Annotated in this window: 10 protein-coding genes; 6 read left to right on the top strand and 4 right to left on the bottom strand. The window is 71.4% G+C overall.

Going from position 1 to position 17,687, the window contains the following annotated elements:
• Nucleotides 1-57 precede the first annotated feature (57 nt).
• The 6 genes from M2283_RS22725 to M2283_RS22700 all read left to right on the top strand — a co-directional run bounded on the left by M2283_RS22725 (nucleotide 58) and on the right by M2283_RS22700 (nucleotide 9,680).
• A complete protein-coding gene (locus tag M2283_RS22725; protein ID WP_280878159.1) occupies nucleotides 58-2,508 on the top strand; it encodes a GcvT family protein in 2,451 nt (816 codons plus the stop codon).
• Between the two features lie 136 nt (nucleotides 2,509-2,644).
• Nucleotides 2,645-3,799 (top strand): N-methyl-L-tryptophan oxidase, encoded by a 1,155-nt coding sequence (solA, locus tag M2283_RS22720; protein WP_280878158.1) that lies wholly within the window; start codon nucleotides 2,645-2,647, stop codon nucleotides 3,797-3,799.
• Nucleotides 3,800-3,810: 11 nt separating this feature from the next.
• Nucleotides 3,811-4,962 (top strand): aromatic ring-hydroxylating oxygenase subunit alpha, encoded by a 1,152-nt coding sequence (locus M2283_RS22715; protein ID WP_432423110.1) that lies wholly within the window; start codon nucleotides 3,811-3,813, stop codon nucleotides 4,960-4,962.
• Nucleotides 4,955-6,421 (top strand): aldehyde dehydrogenase family protein, encoded by a 1,467-nt coding sequence (locus M2283_RS22710; RefSeq protein ID WP_280878157.1) that lies wholly within the window; start codon nucleotides 4,955-4,957, stop codon nucleotides 6,419-6,421. Before M2283_RS22715 ends, M2283_RS22710 begins: the two co-directional genes overlap by 8 nt.
• A gap of 120 nt (nucleotides 6,422-6,541) precedes the next feature.
• The gene (locus M2283_RS22705; protein WP_280878156.1) at nucleotides 6,542-8,113 is read left to right on the top strand and encodes an APC family permease; all 1,572 of its coding nucleotides are present in this window, start codon (nucleotides 6,542-6,544) and stop codon (nucleotides 8,111-8,113) included.
• Between the two features lie 16 nt (nucleotides 8,114-8,129).
• On the top strand, nucleotides 8,130-9,680 hold the full coding sequence (locus M2283_RS22700) for a GMC family oxidoreductase (RefSeq protein WP_280878155.1): 1,551 nt from the start codon (nucleotides 8,130-8,132) through the stop codon (nucleotides 9,678-9,680).
• Nucleotides 9,681-9,721: 41 nt separating this feature from the next.
• On the opposite strand, the gene M2283_RS22695 is transcribed toward M2283_RS22700, so the two are convergent.
• The 4 genes from M2283_RS22695 to M2283_RS22680 form a co-directional block, all read right to left on the bottom strand.
• Nucleotides 9,722-14,344: a hypothetical protein gene (locus M2283_RS22695; protein WP_280878154.1), complete on the bottom strand. Its 4,623-nt coding sequence runs from the start codon at nucleotides 14,342-14,344 to the stop codon at nucleotides 9,722-9,724.
• Between the two features lie 37 nt (nucleotides 14,345-14,381).
• Nucleotides 14,382-15,260: a hypothetical protein gene (locus tag M2283_RS22690; protein WP_280878153.1), complete on the bottom strand. Its 879-nt coding sequence runs from the start codon at nucleotides 15,258-15,260 to the stop codon at nucleotides 14,382-14,384.
• 58 nt (nucleotides 15,261-15,318) lie between these two features.
• Nucleotides 15,319-16,845, bottom strand: coding sequence for a hypothetical protein (locus M2283_RS22685; RefSeq protein ID WP_280878152.1), 1,527 nt, complete (start codon nucleotides 16,843-16,845; stop codon nucleotides 15,319-15,321).
• Between the two features lie 81 nt (nucleotides 16,846-16,926).
• On the bottom strand, nucleotides 16,927-17,628 hold the full coding sequence (locus M2283_RS22680) for a GntR family transcriptional regulator (RefSeq protein ID WP_280878151.1): 702 nt from the start codon (nucleotides 17,626-17,628) through the stop codon (nucleotides 16,927-16,929).
• Nucleotides 17,629-17,687 lie beyond the last annotated feature (59 nt).

Raw genomic sequence — 17,687 nt, 5'->3', positions numbered from 1 at the left:
CACCCCACCCCCGACCACTCCCCCAGCGCGTTCACCCCCACCCCGGCAAGGAGGGGCATGTCCAGCACGCCCGAAACCCGCCCGCACGGTCCCCGTGTCGTCGTCATCGGCGCCGGCATCGTCGGCTGCTCGCTCGCCGACGAACTGACCGCCCGCGGCTGGACCGACGTCACCGTCCTCGAACAGGGCCCCCTGCCCGCCCCCGGCGGCTCCACCTCGCACGCGCCCGGACTCGTCTTCCAGACCAGCCCCTCCAAGACCCTCGCCGAGTTCGCCAAGTACACGGTCGAGAAGTTCGGTTCGCTCGAAGTCGACGGCGTCCCCTGCTTCAACCAGGTCGGCGGCCTGGAACTGGCCACCACCCCGGAACGCCTCGCCGACCTGCACCGCCGGGCCGGCTACGCGGCCGCCTGGGGCATCCGCGGCGAGGTCGTGAGCACCGCCCGCTGCAAGGAACTGTGGCCCCTGCTCGACGAGTCGGTCGTCCTCGGCGGCTTCCACACCCCCGACGACGGCCTGGCCCGGGCCCTGCTCGCGTCCCGCGCGCAGATGGAACGGGCCACCGAGCGAGGCGCCCGGTTCCTGGAACGCCACACGGTCACGGGCATCGAAAAGGAAGACGGCCGCATCAAAGCCGTCGTCACCGACCAAGGCACCTTCCCCGCCGACCACGTCGTCTCCGCGGCCGGTTTCTGGGGCCCGGTGATCGGACGCATGGCCGGCATCGACGTACCGCTCCAGCCGCTCGCCCACCAGTACGCCCGGACGAAGCCGCTCCCCGAGCTGAGCGAGGCCACGGCCGAGGCCTCCCGGCCGATCCTCCGCTTCCAGGACCGCGACCTCTACTTCCGCGAGCACACCGACCGCATCGGCATCGGCTCCTACGCCCATCGGCCGCTGCCCGTCGACCCGTTCGCGGTGCTGCCGTACGACGAGGCGCGTGCCCGGAACATGGACATGCCGTCCTCGTTTCCGTTCACCGAGGAGGACTGGGCGCCGAGTTGGGAGGACTGCCGTTGGCTGGTCCCGGCGCTGCGGTACGCCGAGATCGAGGAGGGGTTCAACGGCGTCTTCTCCTTCACCCCGGACGGCATGCCGGTCCTCGGGGAGTCGCGGACCCTGCGGGGCTTCTGGCTGGCCGAGGCGGTCTGGGTCACCCACTCCGCGGGGGTCGCACGGGCCGTCGCCGAGTGGATGGTCGACGGGCGCCCCTCGCTCGACCTGCACGAGTGCGACCTCACGCGGTTCGAGGAAGCACAGCGTTCACCGTCGTACGTCCGTGAACGCGGTTCACAGCAGTTCGTCGAGGTGTACGACGTACTCCATCCCCTCCAACCGATGGAGAACCCGCGCCCGCTCCGCGTCAGCCCCTTCCACGCGCGCCAGGAGCAGCTCGGCGCGTTCTTCCTGGAGGGCGGCGGCTGGGAACGGCCGCACTGGTACGAGGCCAACGCCCCGCTCGTCGACGGCCTCGAACTCCCCGAGCGCGACGCCTGGTCGGCCCGCTACTGGTCCCCCATCGCCGCCGCCGAGGCCCGCGCGACCCGCGAGAATGTCGCCCTGTACGACATGACCCCGCTGCGCCGCCTGGAGGTCACCGGCCCGGGAGCCCTCGACTTCCTCGACCGCATGACCACCAACAACCTGCGCAAGAAGCCCGGCGCGGTCACCTACACCCTCCTCCTGGACGAGACCGGCGGCATCCGCTCCGACCTCACCGTGGCCCGCCTCGCCCCGGACCGATTCCAGGTCGGCGCGAACTCCCCCACCGACCTCGACTGGCTCACCCGGCACGCCCCCGAGGGCGTGCACATCAGGGACATCACCTCCGGCACCTGCTGCATCGGCGTCTGGGGCCCCCTCGCCCGCGACCTCGTCCAGCCGCTGACCCGCGACGACTTCTCCCACGAGGCCTTCGGCTACTTCCGCGCGAAGGAGACGTACCTCGGGCACATCCCGGTCACCGCCATGCGCCTGTCGTACGTCGGTGAGCTGGGCTGGGAGCTGTACACCACCGCCGACCTGGGCCTGCGCCTGTGGGACACGCTCTGGGCGGCCGGCCAGGAACACGGCGTGATCGCGGCCGGGCGGTCCGCCTTCAACTCACTTCGCCTGGAGAAGGGTTACCGCGCCTGGGGCACCGACATGACCGATGAGCACAACCCGTTCGAGGCGGGCGTCGGCTTCGCGGTGCGCATGGACAAGGTGTTCGTCGGCCGCGAGGCCCTCACGGACGCGCCGGTCACCCGCAAGCTGACCCCGCTCCTCCTCGACGACCCTGCCGCCGTGGTCCTCGGCAAGGAGCCGGTCTACGTCGACGGCGCCCCCGCCGGCTACGTGACCAGCGCCTCGTACGGCTACACGCTGGGCCGCTGCATCGCGTACGCCTGGCTGCCCGTGCTCCCCACCGGAGCCGCCGTGCACATCGAGTACTTCGGCGAGAAGGTGCCGGCGACGGTCGCCGAAGAGCCCCTGTTCGACCCGAAGATGACCCGCATCCGCCGCTGAGCGCTCCGCTGGATGTGCCGCGATATGCCGTCGATCGTCTGCGGCACCATCGCTGCCGGCCACGCGGTTCCCCGCGCCCCCTCGGGGCGCCGGCGAACCGCACCGGACTTCGTTCGACCTGCTTAGGAGGCAGACCGTGTCCCCCACTTACGACGTGATCGTCATCGGTCTCGGTGGCATGGGCAGCGCCGCCGCCCACCACCTGTCCGCGCGCGGCGCCCGCGTCCTTGGCCTGGAGAAGTTCGGCCCGGTCCACAACCGCGGCTCCAGCCACGGCGGTTCGCGGATCACCCGGCAGTCCTACTTCGAGGACCCGGCGTACGTACCGCTGTTGCTGCGCGCCTACGAGCTGTACGAGGACCTGCACCGGGCCACCGGCCGCGAGGTCGCCATCCTGCCCGGCGGGGTGATGGTCGGCCGCCCCGACTCGCGGACCGTCTCGGGCTCGCTGCTCTCGGCCCGACAGTGGGACCTGCCCCACGAGATGCTGGACGCCAAGGAGATCCGCCGCCGTTTCCCGACGCTCGCGCCGAAGGACGACGAGGTCGCCCTCTTCGAGAAGAAGGCGGGTCTGCTGCGGCCCGAGAACACGGTCGCCGCGCATCTCCAACTGGCCACCCGGCAGGGCGCCGACCTGCACTTCGAGGAGCCGATGACGCGCTGGGAGCCGTACAAGGACGGCGTCCGCGTGCACACCTCCGAGAACACCTACACGGCAGCGCAGCTGGTGATCTGCCCGGGCGCCTGGGCACCGCAGCTGCTGACCGATCTCGGGGTGCCGTTCACCATCGAGCGGCAGGTCATGTACTGGTTCCAACCCAAGGGCGGGGTGGGGGCGTTCGTCCCCGAGAAGCATCCGATCTACATCTGGGAGGACGCGACCGGCGTCCAGGTGTACGGCTTCCCGTCCATCGACGGCCCCCAACTCGGCGCGAAGGTCGCCTTCTTCCGCAAGGGCGAGGTCACCACCCCGGAGACCATCGACCGGACCGTCCACGAGGAGGAGATCCGGGCCATGGCCGACCACATGGCCGGCCGCATCCCGGATCTGCCCGGCACCTTCCTCAAGGCCGCGACCTGCATGTACTCCAACACCCCGGACGAGCACTTCGTGATCGCCCGGCACCCCGCGCACCCGGAGTCGGTCACCGTGGCCTGCGGTTTCTCCGGGCACGGCTTCAAGTTCGTGCCCGTCGTCGGCGAGATCCTCGCCGATCTGGCCCTGACCGGTGCCACCGAGCACCCCATCGGCCTGTTCGACCCCGCCCGCCTCGCCGCCGCGCCCGCCTGAGGAGCACGCACGTGACGACGATCCCGATGTCCCCCGTCCCCCTCCCCGACTCCCCCAGCCTGATCTCCACCCTCCCCGGGCACTACTACACCGACCCGGAGATCTTCCGGCAGGAGCAGGAGCACCTGTTCGAGTCGATGTGGTTCTGCGCCGTCCGCAGCGACGACCTGGACAAGCCCGGCGCGTTCCGGACCGTCCAGGTGGGCCGCGAGAACGTGATCATCACCCGGACCCGCAAGGGTGAGCTGCGCGCGTTCCTCAACATCTGCCGCCATCGCGGGGCCCGACTGTGCATGGAGGAGGCCGGCGAGGTCCGGCGCAGCCTGCAGTGTCCGTACCACGCATGGACGTACGACCTCGACGGCAAATTGATCGCCGCACCCAACTTGATCAAGATGCCCGATGTTGATCGGGTCGAGTACGGGTTGATCAAGGTATCGCTACGGGAGTGGCTCGGCTACGCCTGGGTGTGCCTGGCGGACGAACCGCCCTCCTTCGAGGAGACGGTCACGCACGCGGCCGTGGAACGGCTCGGCGACCCGGCCGCGATCGAGCACTACGGCACCGAGAACCTGGCGCTGGGCAAGCGCATCACGTACGACGTGAAGGCGAACTGGAAGCTGATCGTCGAGAACTTCATGGAGTGCTACCACTGCGCGACGATCCACCCCGAACTCACCGACGTGCTCCCGGAGTTCGCCGAGGGATACGCCGCCCAGTACTACGTGGGCCACGGCGCCGAGTTCGGCGCGGAGGTCAAGGGCTTCACGGTCGACGGCAGCGAGGGCTTCGCGAAGCTGCCCCAGGTCTCCGCGGACCAGGACCGGCGCTATTACGCCATGACGGTGAAGCCGACGGTCTTCATCAACCTCGTACCGGACCACGTCATACTGCACCGCATGTTCCCGCTGGCCGAGGACCGCACGGTCGTCGAGTGCGACTGGCTGTACGCGCCGGAGGTCGTCGCGTCGGGGGCGGATGTCTCGAAGTCGGTGGAGCTGTTCCACAGGGTGAACGAACAGGATTTCGAGGCCTGTGAACGAACGCAGCCCGCCATGACATCGCGGGCGTACCGCAAGGGTGGTGTGCTGGTTCCCAACGAGCACCACATCGGGATCTTCCACGAGTGGGTCCTGGAGCGACTGGGAGGCGGCCATGCCTGACCTGTTCATCGACGGAGACTGGCGGGGTGCGGTCGACCAGCGCACCCGAGAGATCCGCTGTCCGGCCGACGGCTCCCTGGTCGGAGTGGTGGACGAGGCGGGCGGCAAGGACACGGTCGAGGCGATCGCCGCCGCCCGGCGCGCCTTCGACGAGGGCCCCTGGCCGCGCACCTCCCCTAACGAGCGCGGCGACCTGCTCCTGCGGGTGGCGGACCTCCTGGCGCGAGACAAGGAGGCACTCGCGCGTGCCGAGTCCCTGGACACCGGGAAGCGGTATGTGGAGAGCGAGTACGACATTGACGACATCGTCAACTGTTTCCGCTACTTCGGCCGACTGGCCGCGAGCGAGACCGGCCGGGTGATCGACACGGGGGCCGAGGGCGTCGACAGCCGGGTGGTGTACGAGCCCGTCGGCGTCTGCGCGCTCATCACCCCCTGGAACTACCCGCTCCTCCAGACGGCCTGGAAGGTCGCCCCCGCCCTCGCGGCGGGGTGCACCTTCGTCCTGAAGCCGAGCGAGCTGACCCCGCACACCGCCATCCACCTGATGCGGCTGCTGGACGAGGCGGGGCTGCCGGCGGGTGTGGCCAACCTGATCCTCGGCGCGGGCCCCGAGGCGGGCGCCCCGCTCGGCGACCACCCGGACGTCGACATGGTGTCGTTCACGGGCGGCCTGCAGACCGGCCGCCATCTGATGGCGGTCGCCGCGCCGACGGTCAAGAAAGTCGCCCTGGAACTCGGCGGCAAGAACCCCAACGTCGTCTTCGCCGACGCCGACTTCGACACGGCCGTCGACATGACGCTGACCGCCGTCTTCCTGCACTCCGGGCAGGTCTGCTCGGCGGGGGCACGCCTCCTTGTGGAGGACTCGCTGCACGACCGGTTCGTCGACGAGGTCGTGCGACGGGCCCAGGAGATCCGGCTCGGCGGTCCCTTCGACGAGCGTGCGCAGGCCGGGCCGCTGATCTCGGCGGCGCACCGGGCCAAGGTCGAGGCGTACGTGGCCAGGGGCCTGGAGGAGGGCGCGGTGCTGCGCTGCGGCGGCGCGCGGCCCACCGGCGCGGAGTACGACGACGGCTTCTACTACCCACCCACCGTCCTGGGCGACTGCTCCGTGGGGATGCACGTGGTGCAGGAGGAGTCCTTCGGACCGGTGCTGACCGTGGAGCGCTTCAGCGACGAGGACGAGGCCGTACGGCTGGCCAACGGGACGATCTACGGTCTCGCGGGCGCCGTGTGGACGACCGACGAGGGCAAGGCCGCCCGCGTCGCCTCGCGGCTGCGCCTGGGGACGGTCTGGATCAACGACTACCACCCGTACGTGCCGCAGGCCGAGTGGGGTGGCTTCAAGCAGTCCGGCTTCGGACGCGAACTCGGCCCCTCCGGCCTGGCCGAGTACCGCGAGACGAAGCACATCTGGCGCAACACCGCACCCTCGCCGCAGGGGTGGTTCGACTAGCGTCCCGCATGCGATCACGCGCCTAACTCCCTTGTAACAGCGCGCACATGAGCCCCACGTATAACCACGGCACCCGCAGAGCCGCTCCCCTCCCTCCCCAGGCCCACCAGGAGTCCGCTCATGACGAAAACCGAGCAACCACCGTCCGACCCACACAGCCACGACGATTCCGAACTCGCCGAGTTCGGCTACAAACCCGAGCTCAAGCGCACCCTCGGCAACTTCCACACCTTCGCCGCCGGGATCAGCTACATCTCGATCCTGACCGGCACCTTCCAGCTGTTCTACTTCGGCTACGGCAGCGGCGGCCCCGCCTACTGGTGGTCGTGGCCCATGGTCTTCGTCGGCCAGTTCATGGTCGCCCTCTGCTTCGCCGAGCTGGCCGCCCGCTATCCCGTCGCGGGCTCGGTCTACAACTGGTCCAAGAAGATAGGCAATCCGCACCTGGGCTGGCTGGCCGGCTGGACGATGCTCATCGCGTCGATCGTGTCGATCTCGGCCGTGGCACTCGCCTACCAGCTGACGCTGCCGCAGATCTCCCACGTGTTCCAGATCGTCGGCGACGGAACCGGCAAGTACGACGTGGCGACCAACGCGGTCATCCTGGCCACGGTGTTGATCCTTTTCACGACCCTCGTGAACGCCTTCGGTGTGAAGCTGATGGCCACGATCAACTCGGCGGGCGTGTTCATCGAGCTGATCGCCACCGTCGTACTGATCATCCTGTTCGCCGTCCACATCACCCGCGGTCCGCAGGTGGTCACGCAGACCAACGGCACCGGAGCGTCGTACGGCACCGGCTATCTGGGCGCGTTCCTGGTGGCCTCGCTGGCCTCGGCGTACGTCATGTACGGCTTCGACACGGCCGCCTCGCTGGGTGAGGAGTCCAAGGATCCGTCCCGCAACGCGCCCCGCGCGATCATCCGGGCGATCGTCGCCTCCTTCGTCCTGGGCGGACTGATCCTGCTGCTCGCGCTGATGAGCGTGTCCAGCCTGAAGAGCGGGAAGCTGTCCACCGACGGTCTGCAGTACATCGTCCTGGACGTACTCGGCTCCACGGCCGGCAAGGCGATGCTGTGGTGCGTGCTGATCGCGGTCACCGTCTGCGCGCTCGCCGTGCACACGGCGGCGATCCGGCTGGCGTTCGCGATGTCCCGGGACAACAACCTGCCCGCGTCCTCGCTGCTGGCCAAGGTCAGCCCGCGCTTCCAGACACCGGTGCTGCCGGCCGTGATCATCGGCATCCTGGCGCTGGCGATCCTGGTGGTCAACATCCGCCAGCCGCAGATCTTCACGGTCGTCACCAGCATCGGCATCATCATGATCTACCTCGCCTACCTGGGTGTCACCGGGCCGATGCTGGTGGCGCGGCTGCGCGGCAAGTGGGAGCCGGCGGGCGACGGCAAGTTCTCGCTCGGTCGGTGGGGTCTGCTCGTCAACATCGTGGCCGTTGTGTGGGGCACGGGCATGACGATCAACCTGATCTGGCCGCGCGCCGCCGTCTACAACGCGACCGCCCCCTTCCACTGGTACCTCCAGTGGGGCGCGCTCCTGTTCGTCGGCGTGATCATGGGCGGCGGTTTCGCCTACTACTGGTTCATCCAGCGGCACCGGACCGGCGTGCTCGCGGAGCACCGCCTGGAGAGCGAGGCCGAGGTGGCCGCTCCCTTCGCCGCTCCGGCGGCCGACTGAAGGAGGTCAACAGCTCATGAGCACCGATGAGTTCGACTACGTCGTGGTCGGCGGCGGCACCGCGGGCAACGTGGTGGCGGCCCGGCTCTCCGAGGATCCGTCGGTCACCGTCTGCGTGCTGGAGGCGGGGCCCAGCGACGTCGGCGACGACGACATCCTCAAACTCGACCGCTGGATGGGCCTGCTGGAGTCCGGCTACGACTGGGACTACCCGGTCGAGCCGCAGTCCAGCGGGAACAGCTTCATGCGGCACGCGCGCGCGAAGGTGCTGGGCGGCTGTTCCTCGCACAACTCCTGCATCGCCTTCTGGGCGCCCGCCGAGGACCTCGACGCCTGGGCGGCGGACGGCTGTACGGGCTGGAGCGCGGCGGACCTCTTCCCGCTCTACCGGCGCCTGGAGAACAACGACGCGCCCGGCGACCACCACGGCCGCACCGGCCCGGTGAAGCTGCGCACGCTGAAGAGCGACGACCCGTGCGGCACGGCCCTGCTGGAGGCGTGCGCCCAGGCCGGCATCCCCACCACCGGCTTCAACACCGGCAAGACCGTGATCCGGGGCGCCAACTGGTTCCAGATCAACTCCGACGAGAACAACACCCGCCAGTCGTCGTCGGTGGCCTACCTCCACCCGATCCTGGGCAAGCGGCCCAACCTGGAGGTGCGCACGGGCGTACGCGCCAAGAAACTCGTCCTCGACGGGCGGCGCTGCGTCGGCGCGGAGTACCTGGACCCGGACCTGATCCACCACCGGACGGTACGGGCCCGGCGCGAGGTCATCGTGTCGTGCGGCGCGATCGACACCCCGAAACTGCTGATGCTCTCCGGCATCGGCCCGGCCGAGCACCTGCGCGAGGTCGGCGTCGAGGTGGTCGTCGACTCGGCGGGCGTCGGCGAGAACCTCCAGGACCACCCCGAGGGTGTGATCATGTGGGAGGCGAGCCGGCCGATGACCACCACGTCCAGCCAGTGGTGGGAGGCGGGCATCTTCTACGACACCGAGGAGGGCCTGGACCGGCCCGACCTGATGTTCCACTACGGGTCGGTGCCGTTCGACATGAACACCGCGCGCTGGGGCTACCCCACCTCGGAGAACGCCTTCTGTCTCACCCCGAACGTGACGCGCGCGAAGTCGCGGGGCACGGTGCGGCTGCGTACCCGCGACTACCGGGACAAGCCCAAGGTGGACCCGCGGTACTTCACGCACGAGCACGACGCGCGCGTGATGACGTTCGGACTCAAGCTGGCCCGGAAGATCGCCTCCCAGCCCGCGCTGAGCGGCTGGGCCGGCGCCGAACTGGCGCCGGGGCCCGACGTCCGGTCCGACGAGGAACTCCTCGACTACATCCACAAGACCCACAACACCGTCTACCACCCGTCCTGCACCGTGAAGATGGGCGCGGACGACGACCTCTCGGCCCCGCTCGACGCGCGCCTGCGAGTCAAGGGGATCGAGGGACTCCGGGTCGCGGACGGCTCGGTGATGCCGGACCTGATCTCGGTCAACCCGTGCATCACGACGATGATGATCGGCGAGAAGTGCGCCGAACTGATCAAGGAGGATGCGTAGTCAAGACGGCCGTGCAGTCAACACGTTGGTCAACAGGTTGATCAACCAGTGGTCGGCGTGGGCCGCTTGTACATCCGCGTCGCCGTGATCTCGCTGCGCACCGCGTCACCTTCTCCGGCCGGGCCCTCCTGAGGGAGCCCCGGCCGGAGGTGTTCCTCCACGCTGATGTACTTCAGCCCCGCCCTGAGGTCGGCGTCGTTGCGCAGCCGGATGACCAGCGGGAACTCGGCAAGCGCCGTAGTGTCGAACAGCCCTGTGGTGTACAGCAGTTGGACGCCGAGCGCATCCGACACCGCCCGCTGAAGCTCCAGCAGATACGTCGCGTTGGCGCGGCCGATCGGGTTGTCGAGGAACAGCGTGCCGGCGTGCCGGTGCTTGTCGCGGCCCCGGTCATTGGACCTCAGCGCGGCCATCGTGCAGTACAGCGCGATGGCCGCGGTGAGCAGCTGACCGCCCGAGAAGACGTCGCCCATCTGCCCGACGGGCACGCGCTCGGCGCGCAGTACGGCGTCCGGCTTGAGGATCTCGACGGCGACCCCCTTGGGCTGGAGCGCCGCACCCACACCCCGCAGCAGCAGGGACATGCCGTCCCTGCGCAGGTCGGAGTTCTTCTTCACGGCGGCCCGGGTCGCCTCGTCGACGACCTCGCCGAGCCGCTCGGTGAGGACGGCCTGGTCGGGCTCCTCGAAGCGGATGCGCAGGAACTCCTGCCCGGACCACTCGCCGAGCCCCTCGGGCAGCCGGGACAGCCGCTGGGCGGAGCGCAGGGTGGCCAGCGCGGACTCGACGAGCCCCCGCAGCCGGTCCACGATCGAGTCGCGGTTGCGCTCCAGCTGCGCCAACTCGTCCGTCAGGACGCGCAGACGGGGCGCGAAGGCGTCCGCCCACTTCTGGGCGTGCTCGGGCAGCGAGGACGCGGGCAGCTCGCGGATCTGCTGGCGCGCGGGGGTGCGGACCTGCTCGTAGCGCGTGGCGTTGGCGTGCCGGACGAGGATGTCGCTGGCCTCGCGGACACCGGACTCGGCGGCCGACAGGTCGGCGGCGCAGCCGCGCAGCGACCGGCGGGCCTCGGCGGCGGACTGCCGGGCCTCCTCCAGGTTGCCGGGATACGGCTCCGGCTCCTCCTGCTCGTCGTCGGACGTGTGCTCCCGCAGCAGGTCGCGGAGCATCGCCGCGACCTCCTCGAAACCGCCGGCCCCGTCCTCGGCCGCCCGGTGGGCGTCGAGGAGCTCGGCGTGCGCCTCCCGAGCCTGGGTCAACGTCTCCGCGCGCGTGGCGAGTTCGGCGGTCGCCGTGCGCAGCAGCGCCTGGGCGTGCTCGGCGTCGCGCGGTTGCAGCTCCTCGGTGAGCTCGGTGTGCGTCTCACCGTCCTCGGGCGCGTGCCGCTCGGCCTCGCCGCGCAGCCGGCCGAGCTGCTCGCTCGCGGTGGACATCCGGGTCTCCAGGAGCTGCACCAGCTCGTCGGCCCGGGCGACGGCGGCCTGCCGGGAGGGCCCGTCGGAGCCGTCGGGCGACTGGAGCAGCTGTGCCGCACGCGTGCGTACCTTGTTGCTCAGCCGGTCCAGATCGGTACGGGCCGCGCTCTCGTCGCTCTCGGCGCGGGACTGCTCGGCGCGCAGGTCGGCGCCGACTCCGACCTTCTCGTACAGCTGGGACGCGGCCCGATAGGCCTCGCGGAGGGCGGGCAGGGACACGCTGGGGTCGTCGGTGTCGCCTTCCGGTACGTCGTCGGGTGCCCCGGCGACCTCGGCGCGTTCGGCGCGCAGTGCGCGGGCGGTGCGGCGGGCGTCGTCGGCGGCCCGCTGAGCGGCGCGCCGGTCCTCGTCGGCGGCGCGGGCTTTCTCCAGGCAGGCCTGGGCACGGGCCTCCGACTCGGCCGCCTCGTCGGCCAGTTCACGCAGCTTGACCTGCCAGCCGGCCCGCTCCCGCAGCCGGAAGGCGAGCCCGGCGAGGGCGTCGGCGGCGCGCCGGGCCTTCTGCGCGGCCTCCTGCCGCTCGTCCCGGACCTGCCCGGTCTCGGCTGCGGCCTCGTCGGCCTCGGCCCGCGCGGTGCGCGCCTCGGCCAGCTCCGCCTCGGACTCCTCGGCGAACACGCCCGCGTCCTGCGAAGCCTGCGCCAGCTCGACGAGCCGTCCGGCCGGGCAGCCGGTGCGCCAGGACGCGAGCCGCGCCGCCAGCTCCCGGTCCTTGCCGAGCCGCGCGGCGAGCGTCCGGATCTCCTCGTCCCGCTCGGTCGCCCGCCCGCGCAGCGCCTGCCGCTCCTCGTCGGCGGCGTGCTCGTCGTGCATGGCCGGGTTCGGCGGTACGAGGAAGACGTCCCCCGGAGTCCCGTCGTCGGGCGGCGTGGGCGCGAGCAGGGCGGCCGCGGTGCCGACGGCCACGGCCGAGCGCGGCAGCAGCGCCGCGTCGCCGAGGGCGTCACGGGCACGCGCGTGCGTGTCGGGGTCGGTGATGATCACGCCGTCGACCAGCTCGGGCCGCGCGGCCAGCACGCGTGCGTGGTCGGCGGGGTCGACGGCCTGGGCGAGATAGCGCCAGCCGGGCAGCGCCGGAATGCCGCGCTCGCCGAGGAACTCCACGGTGGCCAGGACATCGGGCCCGGGCGGCAGCAGCCCGCCGTCACCCAGGGCGCCGAGGATCCGGGAGTCGTCGGCGGCGGCCGTGCGCAGCTCGAAGAGCTGCCGTTCGGCGGCGGAGACGGAGTCGTCGAGGAGTTCGCGCAACTCGTCGGCGAAACGGTCGAGTTCCTCGGGCGTGAAGGCCGTCTCCGCGTCCTCCACCTCGTGCCGGGGGTGCGGGACGGCGGTCCGTGGGCCGCTGCCGGACAGGCTCAGCAGCTCGGCCAGCCGCTCCTCCCCGGCCAGCGCCTCGGCGATCCGGCGCTCGGCCTCGTACGACCGCCTGCCGGCCGCCGCCGCGTCCGCCGCGCGGGCCGCCGTCAGCTCGGCGCGGGACTCGGCGGAGGCCGCCTCGCGCGCGTGCTCGGTGGCCTTGCGGGAGGCCTCGCGGGCCGCGTCCCAGGCGGCGACGGCCGACTTCTCGGCGTCGCTGGCCGCGAGCGCGGCGCGGGCCGGGTCGGCGTCGGGCGCACTGTCGTCGAGCCAGCCGGCCCGCACCGCCTCGGCGGTCTCCTGCTCGACCTCGCTCAGCCGCTGGCGCAGATGCCCGACCTCGCTGCGGGCGCGCTGCGCCTGAGTCGCGGCGGCGGTCGAGTCCCGGTGCGCCGACTCGCCGACCTCCTGCAGCGCTCCGGACCGCTCCTCCTCCTCGTTGGCGAGGTTCTCGGCGCTCTCGGCGGCCCCGTGCAGGGCCCGTACGAGATCCACCGCGGCCTTGGCGCGGGCGGCGAGCGCGGGTGCGGCGTCCCGTTCGGCCTCCTGGATCGCGGCGGCCACGCGCGCGCCGCGGTCGGCGGCGGCGCGGTGGCGCAGCACTGCCTCGGCGGCCTGCCAGGCGGAGTGCAGGGTGCGCGCGTCGGCCAGCTCGCGCTTCTGCGCGGCGGCCGACTTCTCCGCCACCGCGAGCGCCAACGAGGCATTGCGGTAGGCGAGTTCGGCGGCGATCAGCGCGCTGCGCTCCCGGGCCGCCTCCGACTGGGTGACCGTGTACGCGGTCGCGGTGACTTGCTGGGCGAGGTCGGCGGCCCGTACCCGCTCCTGCCCACCCCGCGCGGACAGCCGCCGTGCCAGCGTGCGGGTGCGGCGCTCGGCGGCGCTGTGGATGTCACGCGCGCGTGCCCGCGCCTCGGCGGCCTCGACGATCCGCCCGAGCAGGTCGACCGAGCCCGCGGTGAACTCCCGTTCGGCGATCAGCTCGGCCCGCCGCCCCAGCTTGTTGCCGAACCCGCCGACCAGGTCGGCCAGCCCGTCCGTGTCCCGGGTGTCGGTGACGGCGCGCAGCAGCAGGTCGGTGAAGTCGGAGTCCTTCTTGACCGCGAAGAGGCCTGCGGCCTCGCCCTCGTCGGCGTTCATCTCGCGCTGGTAGCGGAAGAGTTCGGGGTCCAGGCCGAGGTCGCCGAGGTGCTCGATCCAGCGGTCGTGGATCTCCTCCCAGTGCACCTCAAGATGCGGATACGCCTTGGTCGCCTCGGTGATGGCGTCCCGGAAGCCCTTCATGGTGCGCCGACGCCCCTGCGCTCCGGAGGCGCCCTCGACGGGCGGGCGGACTGAAGTGGCCTCGGCGACGGGCAGGTTGTCGAGGCTCAGGCCGGGTCCCGGCCGGAAGGAGTACCAGGCCTCGGCGAACTTGCGCGGGTCGTTGGAGACCTGACGCCCGCGCCACTCGCTGACCTTGCCGACGACGACGCATTCGCCGGTCAGCGTGTGCTGCCACTCCAGCGCGACATGCCCGCAGTCGTCGGCGAGCAGGAACTTGCGCAGCACACCGGAGCTGGCGCCGCCCAAGGTGTTGCGGTGGCCCGGCAGCATCACGGAGAAGATCAGCTTCAGCAGGACCGACTTGCCGCCGCCGTTCTCCAGGAAGAGCACGCCGGCGGGCGCGGGGCGGCGCGGCGGGCCGACGGGCTCCTCCGCGAAGAACTCCGCCTGGGTGGGCGCGGGGTCGGGCACGGGCTGGCCGACACCCCGCAGGTCAAGCACGGTGTCGGCGTAGCGCGCACCGGCGGGGCCGATGGAGTAGAGGCGGACCCGGGACAGCTCGTACATGGCGGACTCTCGTAAGTCTTCGGCGGGTCAGGGGGGTTCAGGAGTGGAACGGCAGTCCGGCGTCGGCCACCAGCTCCGACGCGTCGGTGTCCTCGGCGGGCAGCAGCGTGGGCGTGCCGTCGGTCACCGGGACGACGCCCAGTTCGAGGAGTTCGGCCAGGGCCGCGGTGCCCGCCATGTCCCGTACCTGGAGCTGGTAGCGGGCCGTGGTGCGGTAGGTGCCGCCGTGGTCGTCGCCGGTGCGCTGGAGGAAGCCGGAGTCGGTGAGGAACGCGGCGGCCTTGCCGACGATGCCGGTGGTGGAACCGGCGAGTCTGCGCGCGTCCTTGGTGGCGCCGGTGGCGCTGCGTCTGGCCCAGACCCGCCAGGCGGCCTCCAGTCCGGGCGCGTCGGTCGCCGGGTCGGTGTTCTCCCCGTGCTCCTCGGCCCGCTCCTCCAACCGCCGGCAGGCCTGCCGTACGAACGTGTCGACGCCGTTGACCGTCACGCGCCCGATGTACCCGTCGTCGGCGAGGTCCTCGGGTCGCGGGAACGCCATCGCGGCGACGGCGAGATGGGCCAGGCCGTGCAGGAACCGGTCGCTGCCGTCGGCGGACGTGCGACGCGCGTAGTCGCCCATGCGCACGGCGAACACCGAGTCCTCGGCGGCGGTCACCGCCATCCCCGCGCGCGGGGACACCTCCAGCACCACCAGGCCGAGCCCGGCGGCCACGGCGTCCGCGAGCCGGGCGAACGGCGAATCCTCGCGGTAGCGGCGCAGCAGCTCCGCGTACTCCTGGTCGCGGGCGGGCTGCACCTTGGGCTGCAGCCCGAACGCGACGAGCCGGGCCGCGTCGGCGGCGTCGGCGGGCGTGACCGCGGCGCTCGCCGGTGCGGCGGCGACGTCCGGCTCACTCCGGTCGGCGTGCTCGCTCACGGTCGGTACCCCCTGTCGCTGTCCTGCTCGTGCATACGCATACGGTTTCCGGTCCGGCTCATGCCGCTTCCGTCCTGTCCGCCGCCATCCCGGCCGAGTCGAGCAGGGCCGTCCCCACGATGAGGTCGGCCCCGCCGAACTCCGGGTCGTCCAGCTCCGTCCCGTCGTCCACGGCGAACAACAGCTTCTCCTCGCCCTGCCGATAGGCGGTCCCGACCGCCGGGCTGGCCGCGTGGACCGCCAACAGCGCGACCAGATACGGCAGTTCCGGATCCTTGCGCCGAGCCTCGGCGAGCAGTCCGGACAGTCGACGCGGCGCGTCCGCGGGCAGGTCGAGCAACCGGGTGGCCGACGCCAGCTGTTCCTCGCTGAAGCGGCTGTCGTCCGGGGTGGCGATGAGGTCCGGCTCCGGCATCTCCGCGCCGAGGTGCTCCCGCTCCGCCGGCGGCGTCAGCAGTATGTCGACGAGGTCGCCCACCCGCACGGACGCCGGCGTACGCAGCCCGGTCCCCCGTGCGAAGAAGGCGTCCGTGACCCGGACAGCCTGTTCCAGCGGCAACGGCAGCACGGGCGCGACGAGATGGCCGTACAGGTCTATCCCCGAGGACACCATCGGCGTGGCGAACGCCTGCCGGTCCTGCTCGGCGCGGAACAGAGGCCCCGCCTCCAGCAGGCGCGACTGCAACTGCGTGTGGCGGCGGATGCAGTCCTTGACGATGTCGACCAGTTCGGCGGCGCGCCGCTTGTGCTCGGCGTCCTCGGTCTCGTCGCGTGCCTTGCGGATGTTGGTGAGGATCGCGTTCTCGTGGCGGTAGCGGTCGGCCACGTGGTCGAGGGCTTCGGCGATCATGTCGGGCACGGAGTTGAGCCAGTCCACCGCGCGGACGTTGCGCCGGGTCGCGTCCAGGGCGCGGCGCAGCGTCTCCGAGTACTGCACGGTCCGGTAGCGGGCCTGCTCGGCGGCGAGTTGGGCGTCGGCGAGCCGGCCCCGGTTGATCAGGACCTCCAGCTTGACCTCGGCAGCGATCTGGGCGCTGGTGACGTCCGTGTCGAGGGCGCCCACCAGGACGTTGACGGCCTCGTCCGTGGTGCGGAGGTAGACCGTGCCGCCGGGGCCCGGCACCTCCTCGATCAGCTTGAAGTCGTAGTCGCGGCGGACATAGCTGCCGTCCGGCGTGAACGTGCCGTAGATCGCGCGGAAGCCGCGGTCGACGCTGCCGACGTTGATCAGGTTCTCCAGGACCCAGCGGGCCACGCGCTCGTGCTCGACGACGGGGCGCTGCGGGGCCTGGGCGGCGATGCGCGGGATGAGCCTGGCCACTATCTGGTCGTGGTCGGCGCCCGTGTCGAAGTCCATGTTCAGGGTGACCAGGTCGATGGCGGCCAGCGCCACCTCCGCCATGCCGTACACCGTGTACTCGCCCGCGAGATTGGCCTTGCGCACGTCGAGGTCGTGCAGCGGCGCGGTGCAGGCGAGCGCGCGCAGCCGCCGCGCCAGTCCCTCGTCGGCGGCCGGGCCCGGTGCGGGGCGCGGCCCCGCGCTGAGCTGGGGCGGAACACTGTCCGTCGATGCAGGCGAAGTCACGGTGCACAGACTAGGTCCTCGGTCTGACATCGACCCAAACGACTCGGATCGCCCCACCGGTATCACTGGGCGACCGGCCGCCTACGGAGCGCTGTCGGCGCCGACCCTTCGCCGGTACGCCTCAACCACGCGTTCCAGGGAGTCGCCGAGGTAGACCGAGAGCAGGTTCTCGGCCTCGTCCTTCTCCCCTGCCCGCAGCGCCTCGAAGATCTGCTGGTTGCGGGCGAGGTAGGGCTCGTGGAGGCGGCGCGGGTCGTCCACGAGGTGGAAGGCGAGGCGCAGTTCGGCGAAAACGCTGCGCATCAGTTCGTCGGTGCGGTCGCTGCCGGCCAGGGCGACGAGTTCGCGGTGGAAGTGAATATTGGCCGTACCCACCGCTTTCCAGTCACCTTCGCGCGCCGAGGCCCGCCCCTTCTCGACCGCCCCGGTGAGCGCCTCCAGTCCGTACGGCGGTTCGCCCAGGCCGCGGACGACGGCGCACTCGACGAGGGCGCGGGTGCGGTAGATGTCCTCGACGTCCTCGACGCTCAGGACCCGTACGAAGACGCCCCGGTTCAGCTCGTGGACGAGCAGTCGTTCGTGTGTGAGCAGCCGGAACGACTCGCGCAGGGTGTTGCGGGAGACGCCGAGCGCGCCTCCGATGCTGTCCTCCGACAGCCGGGTGCCGGGCGGGAAGTAGCCCTCGGCGATGCGGCTTCTGAGGATGTCCGAGACCCGTTCGGCCGTGCTGGTGCGGCCCAGGAGGGCGCGGTCGTCGGCCAGTCCGCTCAACTGCTCTGCCATGCCCGGAATTCAACCGCAGACACGAGAACGAAACAACACGGGTATTGAAGGATCGTTGA

Origin of the sequence: Streptomyces pseudovenezuelae (assembly GCF_029892565.1) — a bacterium.
GTDB classification, from domain to species: Bacteria; Actinomycetota; Actinomycetes; order Streptomycetales; family Streptomycetaceae; genus Streptomyces; species Streptomyces pseudovenezuelae_A.
Note: the sequence above shows the minus strand (reverse complement) of the source record. Positions and strands in the feature narration are given on the sequence as shown.